This window comes from Paenibacillus sp. PAMC21692, assembly GCF_014303795.1.
Taxonomy (GTDB): Bacteria; Bacillota; Bacilli; order Paenibacillales; family Paenibacillaceae; genus Pristimantibacillus; species Pristimantibacillus agaridevorans.
In genome coordinates, this window is the sequence record NZ_CP060293.1 from 1,328,905 (window position 1) to 1,349,030 (window position 20,126).

The 20,126-nt window shown below is 39.0% G+C and carries 21 protein-coding genes; all 21 read left to right on the plus strand.

Going from position 1 to position 20,126, the window contains the following annotated elements; all coding sequences use genetic code 11:
- The first annotated feature begins 16 nt into the window (after nt 1–16).
- Entirely contained in the window at nt 17–1,597 is a 1,581-nt protein-coding gene (flgK, locus tag H7F31_RS05330; protein WP_187103324.1) for a flagellar hook-associated protein FlgK, read from the plus strand.
- 9 nt (nt 1,598–1,606) lie between these two features.
- Nucleotides 1,607–2,497 (plus strand): flagellar hook-associated protein FlgL, encoded by an 891-nt coding sequence (flgL, locus tag H7F31_RS05335; RefSeq protein ID WP_187103325.1) that lies wholly within the window; start codon nt 1,607–1,609, stop codon nt 2,495–2,497.
- A 28-nt stretch (nt 2,498–2,525) separates the two neighbouring features.
- Nucleotides 2,526–2,978: a flagellar assembly protein FliW gene (gene fliW, locus H7F31_RS05340; protein ID WP_187103326.1), complete on the plus strand. Its 453-nt coding sequence runs from the start codon at nt 2,526–2,528 to the stop codon at nt 2,976–2,978.
- Nucleotides 2,972–3,220 (plus strand): carbon storage regulator CsrA, encoded by a 249-nt coding sequence (csrA, locus tag H7F31_RS05345; protein ID WP_187103327.1) that lies wholly within the window; start codon nt 2,972–2,974, stop codon nt 3,218–3,220. The genes fliW and csrA overlap by 7 nt, the downstream gene beginning before the upstream one ends.
- Nucleotides 3,221–3,239: 19 nt before the next feature.
- Nucleotides 3,240–3,620, plus strand: coding sequence for a flagellar protein FlaG (locus H7F31_RS05350; protein WP_187103328.1), 381 nt, complete (start codon nt 3,240–3,242; stop codon nt 3,618–3,620).
- Nucleotides 3,621–3,644: 24 nt separating this feature from the next.
- Complete coding sequence (gene fliD, locus H7F31_RS05355; RefSeq protein ID WP_187103329.1) at nt 3,645–5,015, plus strand: flagellar filament capping protein FliD; 1,371 nt, start codon at nt 3,645–3,647, stop codon at nt 5,013–5,015.
- Nucleotides 5,016–5,070: 55 nt separating this feature from the next.
- Complete coding sequence (gene fliS, locus H7F31_RS05360; RefSeq protein ID WP_187103330.1) at nt 5,071–5,463, plus strand: flagellar export chaperone FliS; 393 nt, start codon at nt 5,071–5,073, stop codon at nt 5,461–5,463.
- On the plus strand, nt 5,456–5,854 hold the full coding sequence (locus H7F31_RS05365; RefSeq protein ID WP_187103331.1) for a hypothetical protein: 399 nt from the start codon (nt 5,456–5,458) through the stop codon (nt 5,852–5,854). The genes fliS and H7F31_RS05365 overlap by 8 nt, the downstream gene beginning before the upstream one ends.
- 93 nt (nt 5,855–5,947) lie before the next feature.
- Nucleotides 5,948–6,763 (plus strand): flagellin N-terminal helical domain-containing protein, encoded by an 816-nt coding sequence (locus H7F31_RS05370; RefSeq protein ID WP_397374655.1) that lies wholly within the window; start codon nt 5,948–5,950, stop codon nt 6,761–6,763.
- Between the two features lie 103 nt (nt 6,764–6,866).
- Nucleotides 6,867–7,256, plus strand: coding sequence for a hypothetical protein (locus H7F31_RS05375; RefSeq protein ID WP_187103333.1), 390 nt, complete (start codon nt 6,867–6,869; stop codon nt 7,254–7,256).
- The gene (locus H7F31_RS05380) at nt 7,246–9,117 is read left to right on the plus strand and encodes a motility associated factor glycosyltransferase family protein (protein WP_187103334.1); all 1,872 of its coding nucleotides are present in this window, start codon (nt 7,246–7,248) and stop codon (nt 9,115–9,117) included. Before H7F31_RS05375 ends, H7F31_RS05380 begins: the two co-directional genes overlap by 11 nt.
- A 13-nt stretch (nt 9,118–9,130) precedes the next feature.
- A complete protein-coding gene (locus H7F31_RS05385) occupies nt 9,131–10,144 on the plus strand; it encodes an SDR family NAD(P)-dependent oxidoreductase (RefSeq protein WP_187103335.1) in 1,014 nt (337 codons plus the stop codon).
- A gap of 8 nt (nt 10,145–10,152) precedes the next feature.
- Nucleotides 10,153–11,469, plus strand: a complete 1,317-nt coding sequence (locus H7F31_RS05390; protein WP_187103336.1) for a glycosyltransferase family 2 protein — start codon at nt 10,153–10,155, stop codon at nt 11,467–11,469.
- Nucleotides 11,470–11,473: 4 nt separating this feature from the next.
- Nucleotides 11,474–12,475, plus strand: coding sequence for a TylF/MycF/NovP-related O-methyltransferase (locus H7F31_RS05395; protein ID WP_187103337.1), 1,002 nt, complete (start codon nt 11,474–11,476; stop codon nt 12,473–12,475).
- A gap of 32 nt (nt 12,476–12,507) precedes the next feature.
- Nucleotides 12,508–13,797, plus strand: a complete 1,290-nt coding sequence (locus H7F31_RS05400; RefSeq protein WP_187103338.1) for a hypothetical protein — start codon at nt 12,508–12,510, stop codon at nt 13,795–13,797.
- 75 nt (nt 13,798–13,872) lie between these two features.
- Nucleotides 13,873–14,880: a 6-hydroxymethylpterin diphosphokinase MptE-like protein gene (locus tag H7F31_RS05405; RefSeq protein ID WP_187103339.1), complete on the plus strand. Its 1,008-nt coding sequence runs from the start codon at nt 13,873–13,875 to the stop codon at nt 14,878–14,880.
- A gap of 31 nt (nt 14,881–14,911) precedes the next feature.
- The gene (locus H7F31_RS05410) at nt 14,912–16,303 is read left to right on the plus strand and encodes a glycosyltransferase family 2 protein (RefSeq protein ID WP_187103340.1); all 1,392 of its coding nucleotides are present in this window, start codon (nt 14,912–14,914) and stop codon (nt 16,301–16,303) included.
- Nucleotides 16,304–16,333: 30 nt separating this feature from the next.
- The gene (locus H7F31_RS05415) at nt 16,334–17,227 is read left to right on the plus strand and encodes a glycosyltransferase family 2 protein (RefSeq protein WP_187103341.1); all 894 of its coding nucleotides are present in this window, start codon (nt 16,334–16,336) and stop codon (nt 17,225–17,227) included.
- Nucleotides 17,228–17,276: 49 nt separating this feature from the next.
- Complete coding sequence (locus H7F31_RS05420) at nt 17,277–17,777, plus strand: glycosyltransferase family 9 protein (RefSeq protein WP_222622739.1); 501 nt, start codon at nt 17,277–17,279, stop codon at nt 17,775–17,777.
- Between the two features lie 54 nt (nt 17,778–17,831).
- Nucleotides 17,832–18,500: an acylneuraminate cytidylyltransferase family protein gene (locus H7F31_RS05425; RefSeq protein WP_187103342.1), complete on the plus strand. Its 669-nt coding sequence runs from the start codon at nt 17,832–17,834 to the stop codon at nt 18,498–18,500.
- A gap of 1 nt (nt 18,501) precedes the next feature.
- Entirely contained in the window at nt 18,502–20,103 is a 1,602-nt protein-coding gene (locus tag H7F31_RS05430; RefSeq protein ID WP_187103343.1) for an aldolase catalytic domain-containing protein, read from the plus strand.
- Nucleotides 20,104–20,126 lie beyond the last annotated feature (23 nt).

The window sequence follows — 20,126 nt, forward strand, 5'->3', positions numbered from 1 at the left end:
AAATGGAGGCGGCACTATGAGATCCACGTTCCATAGTCTGGAAACAAGCAAACGAGCGTTGTTCGTTCAATCGACTGCGTTGAATACATTAGGACATAATATTGCCAATGCGTCAACGGAAGGTTATAGTCGTCAACGAGTTAATATGACGGCGGCAAGGCCATTGGCGTTTCCCGGGCTGACTCGTCCCAATACACCTGGCCAGATTGGTCAAGGGGTAGAATATGTAAGTGTAACTCGGGTTCGCGATAATTACCTGGATCTGCAATATCGACGCGAAAACCAGCAGTTGGGTATGTGGGATGTCCATGACCAGGCGATTAAAGCCATTGAGAAAATTGTCAATGAACCATCGGACAGCGGATTGAGCAAAGTAATGGATAAATTCTGGAACTCCCTTGAGGTTCTGAATCGCGACCCGGCATTGCTTAGCGCAAGAATCGATTTGATTGGATCGGCGACTAATATGGCCGAGACTCTTAAACATATGAGCGCTTCCTTAGATACATTGGAGGCGGATGCTGCTAGTAACATCCAGGCGAAGCTTGTTCAAGCAAACTCCTTGATCGAAAGCATTTCGCAAGTTAACGGAATTATTCGAAGAATTGAGCTTGTAGGCGATAATGCGAATGATTACAGAGATCAGAGAGATGTAATGATGGATCAATTGTCGCGTTTAGTTGATGTACAATTCTCTGAAGACGCCAACGGAATGATGAATGTATTTAGCGGCGGCACCCAAGTAGTGACAGGGGAAACGCCTACTGCACTTACAGTAGCGGATGTGGATAATCTGACCGGAGGCGAGCTTGCCGGTTACAAAAAGTCGGTTGAAGAAGTTCAAACGATTCGAAATCAACTGAATGCCATGATGGACACTTTGATTAATGGGGCAGTAGACGTTACTTTGCCGAATGGCTACGTAACGGCGAATGATATAACGGCACAAAACGATGTAACGCTCGAAGATGGAACTACGATTACGGCTGGTGCGGTAATACCGGCTGGCTCAAGAATTGCATCGTCTGTGACGATAACCGTCAATGGATTTAATGGCCTGCATCAGCTAGGTTATACCATGTCGGATCCGGCTGAGAATGGTTTACCTTTCTTCACGACAACAGACGGCAGCGGGACGTTCTCTATCGGAAACATACAAGTCAATCCTGCGATAGCGGCTGATACGAGCAAGATTGCGGCAGCCGGCAAGTATGAAGTTAACGGCAGCGGAGATTCCATAACGATTAAAGGGAACGGGGATATCGCTCTTGCCTTGACAAGCTTGCGTGATAAGAAGTTTAACTTTCCGTTAAGCCTCACTTCCCTGTCTTCAGGAACGACAGATGACTACTTCCGCGCGATGGTAGGCGACCTGGGTACTCGCGCCAATAATGCAACTCGCAATTATACAAACCAGCTAAATTTGGTTGATGGGGTGAATATGAGACGCCAGTCGGTCAGCGGCGTTTCTTTGGACGAAGAGATGTCGGATATGATCCGATTCCAGCATGCGTACAATGCTGCGGCCAGAAACATGACCATGGTTGACGAAATGCTGGACCGAGTAATCAATCAAATGGGCGTTGTAGGAAGGTAGGGGTAAGCTATGCGAGTAACGGGAATGATGCAGAATACTCAATTATTGAAAAATTTGCGTAATACGAATTCGGGTATCGTCAATTGGCAAAACCAACTGGCAACTGGTCAAAAGATTCATCGACCTGGAGACGATCCGGTCGGAATCGGATATCAGATGAGGTATGACACAGAGCTGGCGAGAAGTGATGAGTTCCTCGAGAACGCCAGAACGGGGACCGGTTGGCTCAATACGATGGACTCCAACTTGCAACAGGCTACCGAAATTCTGCAGAGGGCGAAGGTGTTGACGCAGCAAGCGCTTAATGGAACTACGCCCGAGGATGCCCGAAAGCAGATAGCATCCGAAATTCTTCAACTCAAGGAACAAATGGTGGCCGTCGCCAATAGCAGTTACGACGGCAGATATATGTTCAATGGGCAGAAAACGGATGTTCAGCCTTACTCATCGGCGACCGCTGCTACCGACGTAACCGATACTGGGATGTACTACCTGAATGTCAGTCCCTTTGTAACCGTACCGGTCAGCATATCGGGGGAACAAATCTTCGGAGCCTCCGGCTCGCCTGACAACGTATTTCTGGCATTGGACGAAATATATAATAATCTTATTGCGAACGATGTAACGGCATTAAGCGGTGGATTGACCAAAATTGATGCCGCTGCAGATCGGATTTCACTTAATTTGGCCGAGGTTGGTGCTCGAACCAACCGTTTCGAACTTGTCGAAAATAGGCTGTTGGACGAGCAAGTAGGTCTTAAGCAACTGCGTGCGCAGGTTGCCGATGTTGATATGCCCGAAGCATTAATCCAGCTGCAAACCAGGGAAAACATCATGCAAGCATCCTTGGCTACGGGCGCGAGAATTATGCAAGTATCATTAATCGATTTTATCCGTTAACAATAAATAAACCAATGGGGGTACGGAAGTGAACGAGCGGAACACAGAGTCGGCTATTGTTGTACATACACCATATGGGGAAGCAACTGTCTCGCCCGATCAATTGTTTACATTCACCAGCGGGATTATTGGTTTATCTCACATTCAGAATTATGCTCTGGTTTCGTTCGCGGATTCCGACTTGCATGTCTTGCAGTCTTTGGATGGAAATATAAGCTTTATTCTCATCTCGGCTGCGATGATAGATAAGGAGTATACCTTCAGGATTGATGAGGAGACAGTTGAACGACTAGGGGTAAGCGATCCTGCCCAAGTAATAACGATGTTTATCGTTCATATCATTGACGACAAGCCATTTATCAATTCCAGAGCTCCGATCCTGCTGGTAGCTTCGACGCAACGAGGCTGCCAATTCGTTATCCACGACGCGAATTATGCTGTGCGGGAACCGCTTGTCATGAAAGGTGCGGAGCCATGTTAGTGCTTAAGCGGAAGGTTGGGGAAGTCGTAAAAATCGGCGACGACATTGAACTTCATGTATTGGCTGTAGAGGGCGATGTCATCAAATTGGGATTCGAGGCTCCCAGAGATATTCAAATCATGCGATCAGAGCTGTATGATGCCATACGCGCTGAGAACATACAAGCCGGCAGTCAGAAGTCAGAACAATCGCTGCACATCTTACATCTTCTGACGAATAAGGCAGATGGTAAACCAAACTAATCAATAGGAGGCGTGCAGCGTGCTAGGGTCAATCAATCGAATGGATGGAGCCAATCGAGATTGGAATCAGGCCAACCTTAATTACAAAACTCATTCGGATAAAGCGAGTGGAGAAGTATCCCCAAGTCTGTTTCCGAATGAGCAGCGTATCAGCTGGTCGGAGCTGAATGAAGTGGATAAGGAGAAGCTCTACAAGGAAGTGGAGCGGATCAACAATCAACTGCAAGTACAGAACCATACGTTCCGTTTCAAGTTTAGCGAAGAAGCGGATCAGTTCTACATGCAAGTTATCGACTTAAGGACGCAAGAAGTCGTAAACAGCGTCCCGTCAGAGCACATGATCGAGCTCGCGGCAAAATTAAAGGAAATGATCGGATTTTTTATTGACGAGAAGAGATAATCGACAAAAGCAGGAGGTGTAAAGATGTCATTTAGTATTAATGGTTTAATATCCAATTTGGATACGGCCAAAATTGTTAGCGATTTGATGAAGATTGAGAGGATTCCGTACACGACACTTGAAACGAAAAAAACGAATATTCAATCCGAACAAACGATTTTTCGAAACATTAACACGAAGCTGAGTGCATTGGAGACTGCGGCTAAGGATCTCAGGTATAATGCTGATTTTAATGTTTTTGCTGCTAAAAGCTCTAATACGAACGGACTGACCGTAACGACGACCGATGCGGCCGAGACGGGAACCTACTCCCTTAGCGTACAGAAGCTAGCCCAGGCAAATGTGAAGGCGATGCAAGGGATTGACCCAAGCGGGACAAACCTTGCAAATCTCACGTCCGTCTCTATTAATAATCAGTCGATCGATCTAGCTGATGATCTTGGGATCGTAAGTGGTGAAAGCAATGAATCGGTTCTAAAGAAATTAGCTAACTATGTTAATTCCCATAGTGAGCTTGGGGTAACGGCATCAATGGTCAAAACGAACTCTAATGGTCAATTGGCGTTTACATTGACATCCAAAACCACTGGAGCCCAATCTGCGATTCAAACTTCAGGTTTCGGGGGGGCTTTCAGCAACATCGTCGCCGCGCAAGATGCTGAATTCACGTTTAATGGAGTACCTGTTAAGCGTGCAACTAACACAATCAACGACCTTATATCTGGCGCATCCATTCAATTATTGGCTGAAGGGCAAAGTTCAACTATTACGATTCAGCAGGACACTGATAAAATTATTGGTAAAATTGAGAATTTTGTAAAGACTTATAACGAATTGATTACTTTGGTGAAAGATAATTTGTCGAAGCCTTCGGACGACAAAAAGATGAATCCACTTCAAGGCGACAGTGTTTTGAAAGAAATCAGCAATAGCTTATACGGTATGGTCAACGGACTCGTTGGCAATGAACAAGGATTCAAAATGATGTCTGATATCGGACTAACAATTGATAAGGGAGTTACATCGCCAAGTTTGATGACAGGTAAAATTACGTTCGATAAGGAAGTATTCAAAGCTAAGTTTAGTGAAAATGCCGAGAGTGTCACTGGCATGTTTACAAACTCATCGAATGGACTCATGACCGAATTAGATAAAACCATTCGATCCCGTTGGACCTCCACCGTCAGCGGTTCGATCAATTCGAAGATCAGCGGCTATGATGCCGAGCTTAAGGTCATCGATGATCGCTTGATATCGTTAGATGCAAGACTTACGATGCGAGAAACTAGATTGAAAAGCCAATTTGCGACAATGGAGACCATGCTTTCATCATTGAAAAATCAGCAAAACTGGTTGACATCTCAGTTCGAAAGTTTGACCAAAGCAAACAAATAGCAGTTCATTGTTTAGCGAACGTGATTTATCATAATTAGGGGGATGAACGGACGACATGATCCCGAACAGTCAAGGCTATCGAGCCTATCAGAACAATAAATATACAACGGCATCACCGCATCGTCTGATTACCATGCTGTACGATGGGGTATTGCGGTTCACATCTCAAGCTGGCAAGGCATTGAACTCAAAGGAATATGAATTGGCCAATCAGTCTCTTAAACGTTCGCAAGACATTTTATACGAATTAATTTCGTGCTTAAACATGAAGGACGGCGGCCAAATCGCTGAAAACTTGCGCAACTTGTACTTATATGCCATCGATTTAACTATTAAAGCGAATGTTCAAAAGAACTCTTCCTATCTCTCTGAAGTGATATCGATAATAACGGAGCTTAAAGGGGCATGGGAGCAGATTGGCAAGGAAGTGTCGGTAAACCATGTCTAGTATTCAAGAACAAGTTCTTGCAGCGTACGAAGAACTAGACTGGCTTGCAAGAAGACAGTTAGCTATTGTTTCGCTTGCAAGGACGGATGAATCGCTTGCTAGTCTTGAGGAATTGAATATTCGTTTTTCTATTAAGCAAGAATCAATTGATTCTCTCTTAGCTGGAGTCGAGGGCTACAAAGGTTTTAGCGAACCCGAGGTGCGATCCATGATGGGATGTATCTCTTCGATTCAACTGGCTCAACAGGGGTTGGAAGAACGGCTGAATGAATGGTATTCCGACGATGCAGAGACGATGAGAAGGGTGCGAGTAGGGCAGACGACAGTGCGTTCTTACGGAGGATTGAACTACAACGACGCCATCTCATATTACATCGACGAAAAGAAATAAATTTTCGGAACCTATAACAATTAACAAGATTCGTTCCGATAAATATAATGTGACCGCAAGGACGCGGCACTAAAACACTCATCACGGAGGATGATATCAATGTTTATTAACACTAACGTTGGTGCGATCAACGCGCACCGCAACCTGACGTCGAACAATGCGTCCATGAACAAGACAATGGAAAAACTTTCTTCCGGTTACCGTATTAACCGTGCGGCTGACGATGCTGCAGGTCTTGCGATCTCCGAGAAAATGCGTTTCCAAATCAACGGTTTGAACCAAGCACAGCGTAATGCTCAAGACGGCATCTCACTGATCCAAACGGCTGAGGGCGCATTGACTGAAGTACACGCAATGTTGCAACGTCTGAACACGCTGGCTAACCAAGCTAACAACGGTACTTATCAGGATAAAGACCGTGAGCAAATTGATCTTGAAGTACAAGAGTTGATCGGTGAAATCGACAATATCGCTTCGAAAACAACGTTTAACGGTATTAGTCTGCTGGACAATGGTAACGATGTTAATTTCCAAATTGGTAGCGAAGAAAACGATTCGATCTCCGTTACCCTTAAAGATCTGAGCTCTGGAGAGTTGGGGATTGATTCTCTGGATCTTAAGACCTCTACTTCCGTTTCAGGCGCAATTACTGCAATCAAATCTGCGATTGCAACTGTTTCGAGTCAACGCGCTACATTCGGTGCGGTTCAAAACCGTCTTGAGCACACAATCAACAACTTGGGCGTAAACGCTGAGAATCTTTCCGCTGCTCAATCTCGTATCCGTGATGCTGATATGGCTGCAGAAATGACAAACTTCACGAAAAACCAAATCCTGGTTCAAGCAGGTACTTCGATGTTGGCTCAAGCCAACTCTGTGCCACAAAACGTTCTTAAACTTCTGGGATAAAATTATTTTCCAAATAAAGGCCGCCTACGGGCGGCCTTTATTTATTCATAAAATGTAGGGAATTGTCGATATATATTATAGAATAGCTTAAAGGGGAAACGTGATGAGAATTGACATTGAGACATGGAAAGATGTTGTGAGTGATATTGAAGAATATATACCAAGGCTAATTCAAGCAAGTGATTCCGTATCTGAACTTATGTATGATCAGGTAACTCCTGATGGTTGGGGTATTGTTGCTCAAATGCTAGAAGGATATGAGAATTTCTATAAATCGTTGTACATGACAGTCGAGGACGCGAAGGATCATGATATGGCGCTATTCGAAAAGTTGAACAAACTTGTTGTCAAGTTTCCTGAGCAGTTCGTGAGTTTGCAACAGGAGTTAGAGGCGGGCAATCATGTCGCTGTCGGTGATATGATGAAATATGAATGGACGAGATTGCTCGCTGAAGTATCATTTGCCCTTGTGGAGAGTAAACGTGGTGAATAGTGTTCTTGAAGCTAACTTGGTGACGCTCCGTCAATATCGAAGTGATTTATATGAACGGGTTGTTGATCGGATAAATGAAAAAAAAACGAAAAAGTATTCAATCGAAACAGCCGCTAATGGTAGCCCTAATTTATTTGTACAGGCAACGGGTCGGCATCTTTACAGCAAATATAATCCGGAGCATGAATGTACACGCTGGGCGGAGGCCTCGGATTGGCAATTAGAAAAGCATCAGGTTGTTATTCTGTATGGGCTCGGCTTAGGCTACCATTTGGCGTCGATCATTCAACAACACCCACATCTTGATTTCTTTATCTATGAGCCAGACATCGATCTTTTTATTGAAAGCATGTACGTAATTATGTTGTCTTTAATCATTAATCATTCTAAGTTTAAATATCTGGCTGTGGGAGAATCCTCTAATGAAAGGGAGCAACTATTTTATTGGATTCATATGTATGCTGATCCCTCGAGAATAACTTTAAGTATTCCCTACTATCAGAGGATGGGGCAGGAACAATTTGCTCAATTTGTGACTGAGATGAAACGCAGTCTCATGAGTCATTTATCAAATGAGCAGTATGCTTCTCATTACGGACAATTCTCGTTATTAAATACTTTGCGGAATACGCCTGCATTCCTAATAAATCCATCCCTGAAGGGGTTACATGGTAAGTTGGCGGGAAAAAAAGCACTCATTATAGGAGCAGGGCCTTCATTAGAAGATGAAATTGAATTGCTTAGTGATCTGCAAGACAATATGTTATTAATTGCTGCCGGATCAAGTGTTCAAGCACTTCAGCATTACGGAGTTGAACCACATCTGATTGTTGCAATTGACGCTGGTAATTACAATTACAATGTCTTTAAGGGCAATAAATATGATCATATTCCGTTGCTAGTTGTTCCACAAATACACTATGTTATTCTGATGGAACGTAAAAGTGGTTTCTTACATGCTTTTTTTGAGGATGATCCGTTTGTAAAAAAACTTTTCTCATACAGTGATAATGATCCTATATTTGTAAGGAATCATTCCGTTACTGGAACTGCGATTCAAGCTGCTATCTACATGGGATGTGAGCATATTATATTGGTTGGACAAGATTTATCCTATCCAGACAAAAGAATTTATGCTCCGGGAGCCATTCATCTGGACGAGAAGGCTATCATTGATAACCATACTCAGATAACTGATTTAGTATTAAATGTTCATGGGACTAAGAATCCGACTTCCCCCAAAATGAAATTAATTCTGAATGATTTGGAGCAATTAATTGCGGCAAATCCGACCACTAAATTTACCAATACCACTAAAAACGGTGCATCGATTCAAGGGACTGATTGGGTATCTCTTCAAACCATCATCAAAGATTTGGACTCAATGTCCTATACACGAGCCCAATTCCAGGAAGACATCACTAGATATACATCGGAATTCTCGGAGGCGGAGATTCATGATGTTAAAGATCGCATTTTAAAAATGATTATTCAAGTTGATGCGATAGCGAATGATACGAGGTCTGTTGAATTGTTGGTAAGCAAGCTTCGCCAGTTAAGCAGAACCAAGCCTGTCAAATGCTTGAAAGTATTAGCCGATATAGAAACGAAATGGAGAGCAGTCACGGAGAGTGCTTTTTTTACAGAGATCATTACGGAATGGATGAAAACTGAATTGATTGCTTACGATCGTTCAGTAGGTGGAATTGAGAGAGAAAGTAATATTATTCTGAAAAGTGATTTATTGGTTGAGATTTTAGGAGGATTTATTGCTAAATTACAGTATGAGTTTAGACATATTAAACGGTTGCTTACAAATCGATTGATACACATGAAGTACTTGAAACTCATAGAGGAGTAAGGGGAGATCTGAAGTGGGTTTCTTTAGAGATAAGAAAGTATTAATAGTAGGCGGCACAGGGACAATTGGTCATAGTCTGTTGAAGTTTATTCTTAACGACGGCCCTAGGGTAATTAGGGTTTTCAGCAGAGACGAACACAAGCAATTTGAACTGCAGCAGTGTTATTATCATTACGATAATATACGTTACCTTATAGGCGACGTACGAGACGCTGAGCGTTTGAAGCGTGCCATGCAAGATATAGATTATGTTTATCACTGTGCAGCAATGAAACATGTACCAGCCTGTGAATATAACCCTTTTGAGGCGGTTCAGACGAATGTCATAGGTACACAGAATGTCATATTAGCATCACTGGAAAATAAAGTTAAAAAAACAGTGTTTATCAGCACTGATAAAGCGATTGCTCCTACAAATACATATGGCGCTTCAAAGCTAATGGCTGAAAGGTTAATCTCCGCTGCACAATTTCAGGCCGGGCCAAGTTTAACCAAATTTGCTGCAGTCAGATTCGGTAACGTAATGGGATCAAGGGGGTCGGTCATTCCACTTTTTGTTAAACAAATTGTAGAAAACAGAAAAATCAATATAACCTCCCTTGATATGGTTAGATATATGATGACGCTTGATCAAGCTACTGAGCTGACGTTGAAGGCGATGAGGTACGCTCAAGGGGGGGAAGTATTTGTTCTGAAAATGCCTATAGTCAAATTGGTCGATCTCGCAAATGCAGTTATAAAATTGACCTCTCAAAAAATAGGTATAGATCCTAAAACTGTAGTGATTAATGAAATTGGAATCAGGCCTGGAGAAAAACTGTTTGAAGAGCTTATGACAGAAGAAGAATATTTGCGCGCATTAGAATTGGATGATATGTATATTATTCCTAATGAATTTATTAAGAAAGGAACATACACCGGATTGATTTCCAATGATAAGCCGATTTGTAAAGTTGAAAAGGAAAATCCAATTCACTTTATGGAAGTAGAGAAACTATTGAAACAAGCAAATATAATGTGGAGTTGAAATGACTAATGACTAAACAGACCGCCATAGTTATTTGCAACTGGAATAAAAAAGATGATGTTATACAGTGTGTAGATGCAGTATATCAATCCACTTATCGTGATTTCGATGTTTTGGTAGTTGACAATGCATCTTCAGACGGTTCATTGGAGGCGCTAGAAAACTCACCACATCCCATAAAAATAATAAGGGAAAAAATAAATATTGGAGGCGCCGGAGGATTTAATTCCGGTATGCGTCATGTACTCGAGGGCAATTACGAGTTCATTGTGTTGTTGGATAATGATGCGTTTGTTGAACCTGAAGCAATTGAAGAGCTAGTTAAGCAAATGGCAAGAGATTGTTCTATCGGTCTGCTAGGGTCTAAGTTATATATACATGGGACAGAAAACAAGTTACAGGAATTTGGTTCATATTTGGATTGGAGTAATTATCAAATAAGGGTTGAAAATAAGGGAGTACAAGATTGCGGTCAAGTACCCAGTTTAATAGAGTGTGATTATGTTCCTGCTTGTGCCTTAATTGTGAGAACAAGGGTTGTTCGAGAAGCAGGTTTCATGGATTCTGATTTTTTCATTTACTGGGATGATATCGAATGGGCATATAGGGTAAAAGACAAGGGGTATAAGGTAATGGTGGCGAGAGACTCAAAAGTCTGGCACAAGATGGGGGCATTGCGTAACGAAACGACATTTCCAACTTATTATTTTTGGAGAAATCGCTTCTACTTTTTCTTTAAATATTGCAGTAGGGATAATAGGAAGATCCTAGCCGCAAGCATATTTGCAGATGTATGTGAAGCTGTTTACTTATCTATTTATAAAAAACAATATAGTAGTGCAAGGACAATTATCGGTGCGTTGCAAGATGCTTTGAGGCAAGTTCGTGGGCAGGCAAGCGATAATCGTATTATGAAGAGGGACGTTCCGGTTGAACGTTTACTCTACTTAGATATAACACAAGAGCGGGTTTTATTAATTATTGATGACTATTCACAGCAATATAGTAGCTCATTTGAGAAAATAATATCGATTCTACGGAGCCATAATAGAAAAGTTGAAGTAATTGCAGGGGCAGAGGTTGAGTCAGAAACGTCCGCTTTATTTCAAAATAGTTTTGTCATTAAGTATTGTGAGTCGATTTTGAAACAACAGTTAAACAATAGGTTTATTAACTGTTATATTGATAAATACATAAATATTGTTGCAACTGATAAAGACAAAAGAAGGATTCAAAAGTACAACATACTCCGAGAGAAATACAAGCAAAAATACTTTGAAAATATGATTAGACAGCTAGAAGTTGTATATAAGTGGGGGGAATAGGAATATGTTATATAACTTGATTTATGATTATTGTGCAATTAGGTACTCGTTTCTAAAAACAAAAAAATTGTTTATTTTTGGTGCAGGTCAAGGTGGAAGACTGACTTCGGAAGTAACAACCAAACTAGGATTGAAAACGGAATATATACTGGATAATGATGAGTTTAAATGGGGACAGAGTATGTTGGATCTTGAAATTTCATCACCGTTAGTACTTAATAATTATGAGCCAGACGAATGCTTTGTTCTTGTTGTCCTAACTCAATCGAATCAAGTGGCAGAGCAATTGAACAATCTTGGATTCAATCATTTGCGATACGATTTAATGCTTGATCATATCGAAAATAATAGTAAGAGCACAAGGAATCAACAATACATAGATAATTTTCGGAATATAAATCTTCAAATGAAAAAAATTGCACTAAAACAAACCGCCGAGTTTGTAATTGATAATATGCTTACTGCAAAGCAATATGAAAATAGATATGATTTAATGTCAGCAATGCTCGATAATGATTTTATCGAAGGAAGTATTTTGGAATTCGGTGTGTTCGAAGGAGCCTCTATTAATTATATAGCGGATCACTTTAATGGAAAAACCGTTTACGGGTTTGATTCTTTTAAAGGATTGCCGGAGGATTGGATACCAGGTAATGAGAAGGGAACCTTTTCTTTGACAACACTACCGAAAGTTAAACCAAATGTTAAGCTTGTAGAAGGCTGGTTTGATGAAACAATTCCACTATTTAAAAAGAGTAATAATGAGAATTGTGCGTTTATTCATATCGATTGTGATTTATATTCATCCACAAAGACTGTATTTGAACAATTGAGAGATAGAATTGTTTCTGGGACGATAATAGTATTTGACGAGTACTTTAATTACCCTGGATGGAAGAATGGAGAACATAAAGCTTTTATAGAACTGATTGGAGAAGAAAGGTTGGAATTTGAATACATCGGGTATGTAGTGTGCAGCATGCAGGTGGCTGTAAGAATTTTGTAGTTTTAAAGGATCGTAACTGAGGAGAATGTGATATGTTGGACGATATTCTAGAAATTCAAAAATCCGGTTGGAGAGTAGCGTTTCTAAAAGAACTTCTCGAGTCATATGGAGAAGGGGAAGTTGCCTTTTATGGAACGGGTTCGCATACCGAGTTGTTGCTCAATGAGCTGAAAGGATTTCATCATAGAATTGCAGTATTAATAGATAGAGATCCTGTTGTCGCAGGTGAACGGAAATATGGTTTTAATGTAAGTAACTTAGAAAGTGCTATTAAATTGAGGGTTAAAGTTATTATTATATCTTCAATCTTCGAAGAAGAGATAATTAAAAGAATTAATCATGTTTCTGAATTGGGGATAAAGGTCGTAGGATTGTATAATGATGAGGCAAAAGAAAGAGGACAGTCTAATCAGTATAACAGTACTCGAAACTTACTGATTAAAAACAAGGGGTATAAATTTATTGATAGAAGTAAAGGTAGTAATAAATTGTTAGTTGTATTGGCTGGATATAAAGAGTACTTATGGCCATATACATTGCAAAGAATAGCACATTATACTCCCGAAAATATCGATATATGTGTCACGTCGGCAGGTAAATATTGCAATAATCTGGCGGAATGGGCTGAACGTTACGGATGGTCTTATTTAAGTACCAATATTAACGATGTATCATTAAGCCAAAACTTAGCGATATTTGAACACTTGCAGGCAGAATGGATATATAAATTGGATGAGGATATGTTTGTATCCGGCAGTTTTTTTGACTCCTTATTATCAGGATTCGAGATGATTGAATCCGAGGGACTGTACAGGCCTGGTTTTGTGGCCCCATTAATTAATGTGAATGGCTATAGCTACGTGGAGTTTTTAAAAATTTTGGGAATTCAAAACAAGTATAAGGAGATTTTTGGAGAGTTAATTTATTCAGCCAATGAAATTAAATGCCATACAGATGGAAATGCCGCAGTTTGGTTGTGGGAGCATAGTTTGCCATTTGAAAATATCGCTGAAAAGTTGTCTGAAAATCAGTTTAATTATTCAGTTGTCCCTCATCGTTTTAGTATTGGGGCCATTTTATTTAAACGAAGCTTCTGGAGAGAAATCGGAGGATTTTTGTATTCTGCAAAAGAAGGCATTCTAGGCACAGATGAGGCTGAATTATGTAGGCGATGCATGGATGCTTCAAAAGTAATGTGTGTTGCACATAATGTATTTGCAGGCCATTTTTCATTTTATCATCAAGAAGATGACATGAAACAATTTTTACTCAACAAAACTTATCTATTTGAGATGGGAATGTTGGAGAGGATACATTCTTAAACATAACTATGATGAGTATGAAGGACGTCATAGGTGATTTCATATTGTTTACTTAAAAGGGATGTGTCTTATCAGATGAAGAAAAAGATAGTAGTATTTGGAACTGGGGAATATAGCAGAAGATTCCTGATGGTTAAAGACGAGATCTCCTATTATGTCGACAATGATGAATCTAAATGGGGCGGTAAACATCAAGAAAAGGGGATATATCCCCCCGCACAACTATTGAGTGAAAAAAAGACTAATCTAGTAATAACCATTGCAAGTATGTACTATAGACAGATTGCACAACAATTAAAGGAATTGGGCTTTATAGAGGGTGAGCATTTCTATAAAGCAGATTCAGTTTTAGAATCCCTTGGTATCTTCAGAAAAGTTTCGTTGTATAAAAATAAGCATAAAGGTGGTAGAGCTTTCATTATAGGCAACGGTCCTAGTCTTACTGGATCTGATTTAAGTTTAATCAAGAATGAAATATCCTTTGCATCCAATCAAATTTATTTAGTTTATGAACAAACTGATTGGCGCCCCACTTATTATACGATGATAGATATTTATGTTGCAAGAAATATCAGTCGGGAAGTCCAGCATATAGATGCTCCAAAGTTTTGCGCACATCCCACGTTGTCAGCACTAGGTCCTATGTGTAATACATATTGGTTACACGAAAAGATTGTATTGGATGAGGAAAAGAAACGCTTGCCGCCCCCTTTCTCTGAAGATGTCTCCCATGTTATCTATGATGGCAGTACGGTTACGTACTTTAGTCTACAGTTGGCGTATTATATGGGATTTAGTGAGATCATCCTTCTAGGAATTGATTTTAATTATCCTGGTATATCACTGGATACCGAAAACAACGCAACTTATAAAAAAAATGTCGAACAAACAGCATCACATTTCCATCGTGATTATCATAAAGTTGGTGAGCAAAATCATATACCTCGTTTAAATGAAATGTATAATGCATATAAAAGTGCCAATGACTTTTTAAAAAGTAAGGGTGTTAGTGTATACAATGCTTCAAGGAAAACCAAATTGGACATATTTGAATTAGTTAGATTAGAGGACTGGATTCGATAGTAATATATACTAAAAAGGGAGCAACCAGTAGATGTCACAGGCAGGTGCAAATGTTGCGATTATCATATGTAATTGGAATAAGCGGGAGTATGTACTCAAATGTATCGAGTCTGTGCTTAGGTCTTCATATACACATTATGATTTGTATGTAGTGGATAATGGTTCAACAGATGGTTCAGCTGATGCAATTACAGCTCAATTCGCTAGCCAGGTAAAGCTGATTAGAAAATCTCAAAATACTGGTGGTGCAGGTGGATTCCAGGTAGGTATTCAAGCTGCTTTAGCAGAGAATTATGAATTTTTGTATTTACTTGATAATGATGTTGTTGTCGATCAGGATGCATTGCGCCATTTGGTGGAGTTCCTGAGTAGTAATCCTGAGATCGGAGCTGCAGGTTCAAAAATACTATATATGGACAAACCTGATACAATTCAGTACCTAGGAGCATCCATTGACTGGGATCATTTTTGTCTTACTCATCACTATAAAAATCAATTAGATACAAATGATCTCCCATCTATAATTGATACTGATATGATTCCGGCATGTTCAATGTTAGTAAAAACAAAAGCTATTGTTGAAGTCGGAGGAATGGATTCGGAATACTTTATTTATTTCGATGATGTCGATATGTGTTATGCTATGAAACTAAGAGGGTATAAGCTATCAATTTATATTCCTTCAATTGTCTGGCACAAAAGAAGCGCTCTAGTTCGCAATTCAACTTTTGAAGATTATTATATAAGAAGAAACTCCAACTATTTCTTTCTGAAATATATGTCACCTGAAAAAGTTCCGGTCTTAGCAGAACGATTTGTAGATATTATGTTTAAAGAGTTTTATTTGGGCACTTATAATAGTAAATATGATATTGTAAGAACCAGACTGTTTGCTCTGGAGGATCTTCTCAATGGTACAAGAGGCAAGGCTATGGAAGGTCGAGTAGTGACATTGCCCACGTATGAAAATAGACTCTTTGAAATTATTAAGAGTGTTACAAGAATAGCTATACTAGACGACGGTACAAGTCATATCAAAAAAATTTACAATCAAATTGTTTTATTAAAACCGGATGTTGAAATTACTATAATATTATCTAAGTTGTCTAGAGAGACGGTTGCAAATTTATTTCAAGAGCTACCCTTAATTACGGATCAAAAGTCTTATGATAAAACCAATTTTGAACTCACTATTCAAATTTGTGAACATGTGTCTTTATTCCCTAATTATGTACAAAATAAAGCTGATTTGTATGTTGATCTATACTCTAATGTCATATATGGCAAAGAAGATGAACGATATATTTCTAATTACGATACGGTGTTTAAGGCCTACAAGGAATTGCATTTGCCTTTGATAATCCAGAGGCTTTATGAATGTAAGAAAAACATTCAATCATTGAAAATGCTCGGAAATGGTTGAGTGAAGCACTAGTATAAAGAGGAGAGATTCATGAATAAACTAGTGTCAATAGTTATGTTGTGTTGGAATCGAATCGACGACGTTCGTGAAAGTTTAACTCGCATATACAATATATCTTATGATTTATTTGAAGTAGTCGTTGTTGATAACGGCTCAACAGATGGTACAGCGGAAATGATTATGGAGATGTTTCCTGATGTAAGACTGATCCGAATGTATAAAAATATAGGCATTGAAGCGTATAATATTGGATTTGCAAATGCCAAAGGAGAGTACATCGTCATTGTTGATGATGACTCATTCCCGGCACCAGAGGCTATAACAAGAATGGTAGATAAATTTGAAATGGATCCTCGTATTGGGGCCATTGCTTTTGATGTAAGGAATTTCTACCATTATGACGATGTCAGTGCGATACAAGAAGATCATGGTGCATCAACAGCAGCAGTAAGCAGACAATATTATATGGGTTTTAATGGTGCTGGAGTAGGGGTCCGCAAATCCGTATTGCAGGAAAGCGGCTATTACCCAGAAGAGTTCTTTTTATATAATAACGAGATGGACACAGCTTTTAGAATTTGGAATGCAGATTATCGGATTGAATTTCATTCCGATGTTGTATCCTATCATAAGTACTCGCCTGTCAATCGGTTATCTTGGCGGGCTCCTTTCTTTTATACAAGAAATGCGTTCTGGTTATTGTGGAAAAATTATTCTATTGATAAAGCTCTTGTTACCACAATTAAATTGATATATATGTGCTTTTACAATTCGATGGACCAAAGGACATGGATCTATATAAAAGCGTTGTTTATGGCATTTATAGAGATTGATAGAATTAAAGGAAAAAGAGATCCTGTCAAAAGAGAGGTAGCTAGTAATTTGAGGGTTCCTTTTGACATATTTTTCACATTTTACCGGTAAGTTATACGAAAATTCAATGTACACAAAGTTCCATGTAAGAGGTGATATCTTGACGTCAATCGCACAAAAAAAGGCACTTATTATTCGCTCTGCCAGTTTCCAGCAACTTGATCGAAATTTGCAGGATATTCAGAAGGCTTTGCCTGATTATTCATTCCATATGCTTACGCATGAGCATGGTGTAAAGCTTGCTGAAAAATATGCTAGTATAGAACATATTTACGTATATCCACATAAAAATAGTTTTCACATTCTCAATAGAACGCCGGAACTGAGAGGGAAAACGTTTGATATGATTATCATACCGGTTACCAATATCAGCGGGGCAGGATTTATGAATGTATTTTTGTTTTCACTTTCTATTAAAGCTTCAAATCGATATCAATGCAATATGCTATCGGAAATGAAAAGGAAAAACTCTCTATCTATTCTAGCGATGCTCTTACTTTCGACAGTTTTTAAGTTGTTTTCTATTCTATTTACAACCATACTTACTATTCCCGTCGTGTTATTGTTGTTATTAAAGTTTGGTCAAATCCAAAAAAAATAAGATGGATCTAAGAAATACATATAGCGTACAGCCTATGCGTTTAAGGGGAGAAGAATGTTGAGAATAGCTGCTGTGGTACCCATTAAACTTAATAATGAAAGGCTACCGAACAAAAATATTTTGCCATTTGATAATGGACAACCTCTTATGAAATATATACAAAAAACACTTTTAGAAGTGAAGACGATAGATGATATCTATATTTATTGTAGTGATGAGTCTATTATAAACTATCAGCTGCCAGGGGTGAAATTTAAGAAAAGAAGTGAGTACTTAGACCATAGTGCTACTCCTTTTAATGAGGTCTTGTATAGTTTTGCCCATGATATTAAGGCTGACTACTATGTGCTTTCGCATGCAACAGCCCCATTTCTGAAATCGGAAAGTATTCAACGAGGGCTGGATATGGTTACTAGCGGTCAATATGATTCTGCAATTGGAGTCCAAAGGGTTCACGATTTCTTATGGAGAGAAGGTAAGCCCATTAACTTCAAGGTCGATAATATCCCGCGAACACAAGATCTTCCCTTAATATACGCTGAAACCTGCGGACTTTACATTTATTCCAGAGAGTTAATTTTGAGGGAGAGAAGAAGGGTTGGCAGTAATCCATATTTTGTAGAGCTCTCAAAAATTGAAAGCATGGATATTAATGATAGAGATGATTTTATAATCGCTAACTCAGTATTTTTGGAATTATCCAAACTAACGGGGAGAATATAGTATGAAAAACTTTAGTCTGTTGGATTGTACGCTCCGAGACGGTGGATACATCAATGATTGGAAGTTTGGATACGATGATATAAAAAGTATTTTGGAAAGACTTACAAAGGCGAATATTGACATTATTGAGTGCGGATTTTTAGAGGATGGTTTTTATGATAAAGATACCAGTTTGTTTAGGGATACAGATCAGATTGCGAGTCTGCTTCCAGTTCCAAGAGGAGTGAGCCAATATGTAGCCATGATTCGATTCGGTCATCTAGCTATTGATAATTTGAAACCATATGATGGAAATTCAATTAGTGGTTTAAGGATTACTTTTCATGAAAATGAAGTGAAAGAGGCAATTGAATATTGTCGTTTAATCCAAGATAAGGGTTACAACGTATATGTCCAACCAGTGGGTACTACCAGTTACTCGGATCAGTATCTGTTGGAACTGATTACTTTAGTTAATTCATTGAAACCATATGCTTTTTATATAGTAGATACACTAGGATTGATGAAGAAAAATGATCTGTTGAGAATGTTCTATCTGGTTGATAATAATCTCTCGAAAGAAATTAGAATAGGTTACCACTCTCATAACAATTTACAATTAGCATTCTCAAACGCACAAGAATTATTAAATGTACAAACCAAACGGAATGTTATCATAGACTCGTCAGTACATGGTATGGGGAGAGGTGCAGGTAATTTAAATACTGAACTGATCACTCAATATTTAAATACCGCTAAAGAAACTGCTTATCAAACTGATTATCTTTTGGAGATTGTAGATGAAACTACAAATGTGATATTAAGAAAACATACTTGGGGCTACTCCGTACCGTATTACTTGGCGGCAACTAATAACTGTCACCCTAATTATGCATCTTATCTGATGGGCAGGAAGACTTTGCCTGTAAAAGCTATAAGTGCGATTTTGAAAAATATAAATGCTGATCAAAGGGAAATATATAATGAAAACTATATATTCGAGCTTTATAAGCAATTTCAAGAGCACCATATTGATGATGCCAACACCTTGAATAGGTTAAAGGATCGCTTGCAAGGGAAACGAATTTTAGTTATTGCTCCTGGAAAAAGTGTTAATAGTAATTTAGAAATAATTGGAGATTATGATAAAGTTAATGATGTCACGATTACCGTGAATTTTGATGGTAATGATTTTAACGTTGACTATTGCTTTTTCAGCAATAGTAAGCGATTCTCCCAGTATATTGGGACTCAAAAAGCTGCCTTAAGAGATAAACAGTACATTATAACATCAAATATTCAAACGGAAATCAACCGCAATTTTGATATTGTGAACTATAGCAGCCTAATCAATTCAGAAAAGGTAGCTAGCGATAACGCCATGTTGATGCTAATCTCGTTATTAATTCAACTTAACCAGAAAAGTATTGATATCATTGGCTTTGATGGTTATCAGTTAGGCGTACCTGGGAACTACTCGGATGAAATATTGGAAAATATATTAGATGATGCTACAGTCGAAAACTTGAATACAGAAATTAAAAGAGTTGTTGCACTCTATAGTCAAAGAATACAACTTAATTTTCTTACGAATTCCATATATAGGCCTTCTATTATCGATTAATAATGAAAGTAGCAGGACGAAGG

Bases quoted from the DNA above. Each gene is read 5' to 3' on its own strand.
- H7F31_RS05395 (WP_187103337.1), top strand. From the start codon at position 11,474: ATGTTATATAACTTGATTTATGATTATTGTGCAATTAGGTACTCGTTT.
- flgL (WP_187103325.1), top strand. From the start codon at position 1,607: ATGCGAGTAACGGGAATGATGCAGAATACTCAATTATTGAAAAATTTG.
- fliS (WP_187103330.1), top strand. From the start codon at position 5,071: ATGATCCCGAACAGTCAAGGCTATCGAGCCTATCAGAACAATAAATAT.
- H7F31_RS05375 (WP_187103333.1), top strand. From the start codon at position 6,867: ATGAGAATTGACATTGAGACATGGAAAGATGTTGTGAGTGATATTGAA.
- fliD (WP_187103329.1), top strand. From the start codon at position 3,645: ATGTCATTTAGTATTAATGGTTTAATATCCAATTTGGATACGGCCAAA.
- H7F31_RS05430 (WP_187103343.1), top strand. From the start codon at position 18,502: ATGAAAAACTTTAGTCTGTTGGATTGTACGCTCCGAGACGGTGGATAC.
- H7F31_RS05425 (WP_187103342.1), top strand. From the start codon at position 17,832: ATGTTGAGAATAGCTGCTGTGGTACCCATTAAACTTAATAATGAAAGG.
- H7F31_RS05390 (WP_187103336.1), top strand. From the start codon at position 10,153: ATGACTAAACAGACCGCCATAGTTATTTGCAACTGGAATAAAAAAGAT.
- H7F31_RS05405 (WP_187103339.1), top strand. From the start codon at position 13,873: ATGAAGAAAAAGATAGTAGTATTTGGAACTGGGGAATATAGCAGAAGA.
- flgK (WP_187103324.1), top strand. From the start codon at position 17: ATGAGATCCACGTTCCATAGTCTGGAAACAAGCAAACGAGCGTTGTTC.
- H7F31_RS05415 (WP_187103341.1), top strand. From the start codon at position 16,334: ATGAATAAACTAGTGTCAATAGTTATGTTGTGTTGGAATCGAATCGAC.
- H7F31_RS05365 (WP_187103331.1), top strand. From the start codon at position 5,456: ATGTCTAGTATTCAAGAACAAGTTCTTGCAGCGTACGAAGAACTAGAC.
- csrA (WP_187103327.1), top strand. From the start codon at position 2,972: ATGTTAGTGCTTAAGCGGAAGGTTGGGGAAGTCGTAAAAATCGGCGAC.
- H7F31_RS05400 (WP_187103338.1), top strand. From the start codon at position 12,508: ATGTTGGACGATATTCTAGAAATTCAAAAATCCGGTTGGAGAGTAGCG.
- H7F31_RS05410 (WP_187103340.1), top strand. From the start codon at position 14,912: ATGTCACAGGCAGGTGCAAATGTTGCGATTATCATATGTAATTGGAAT.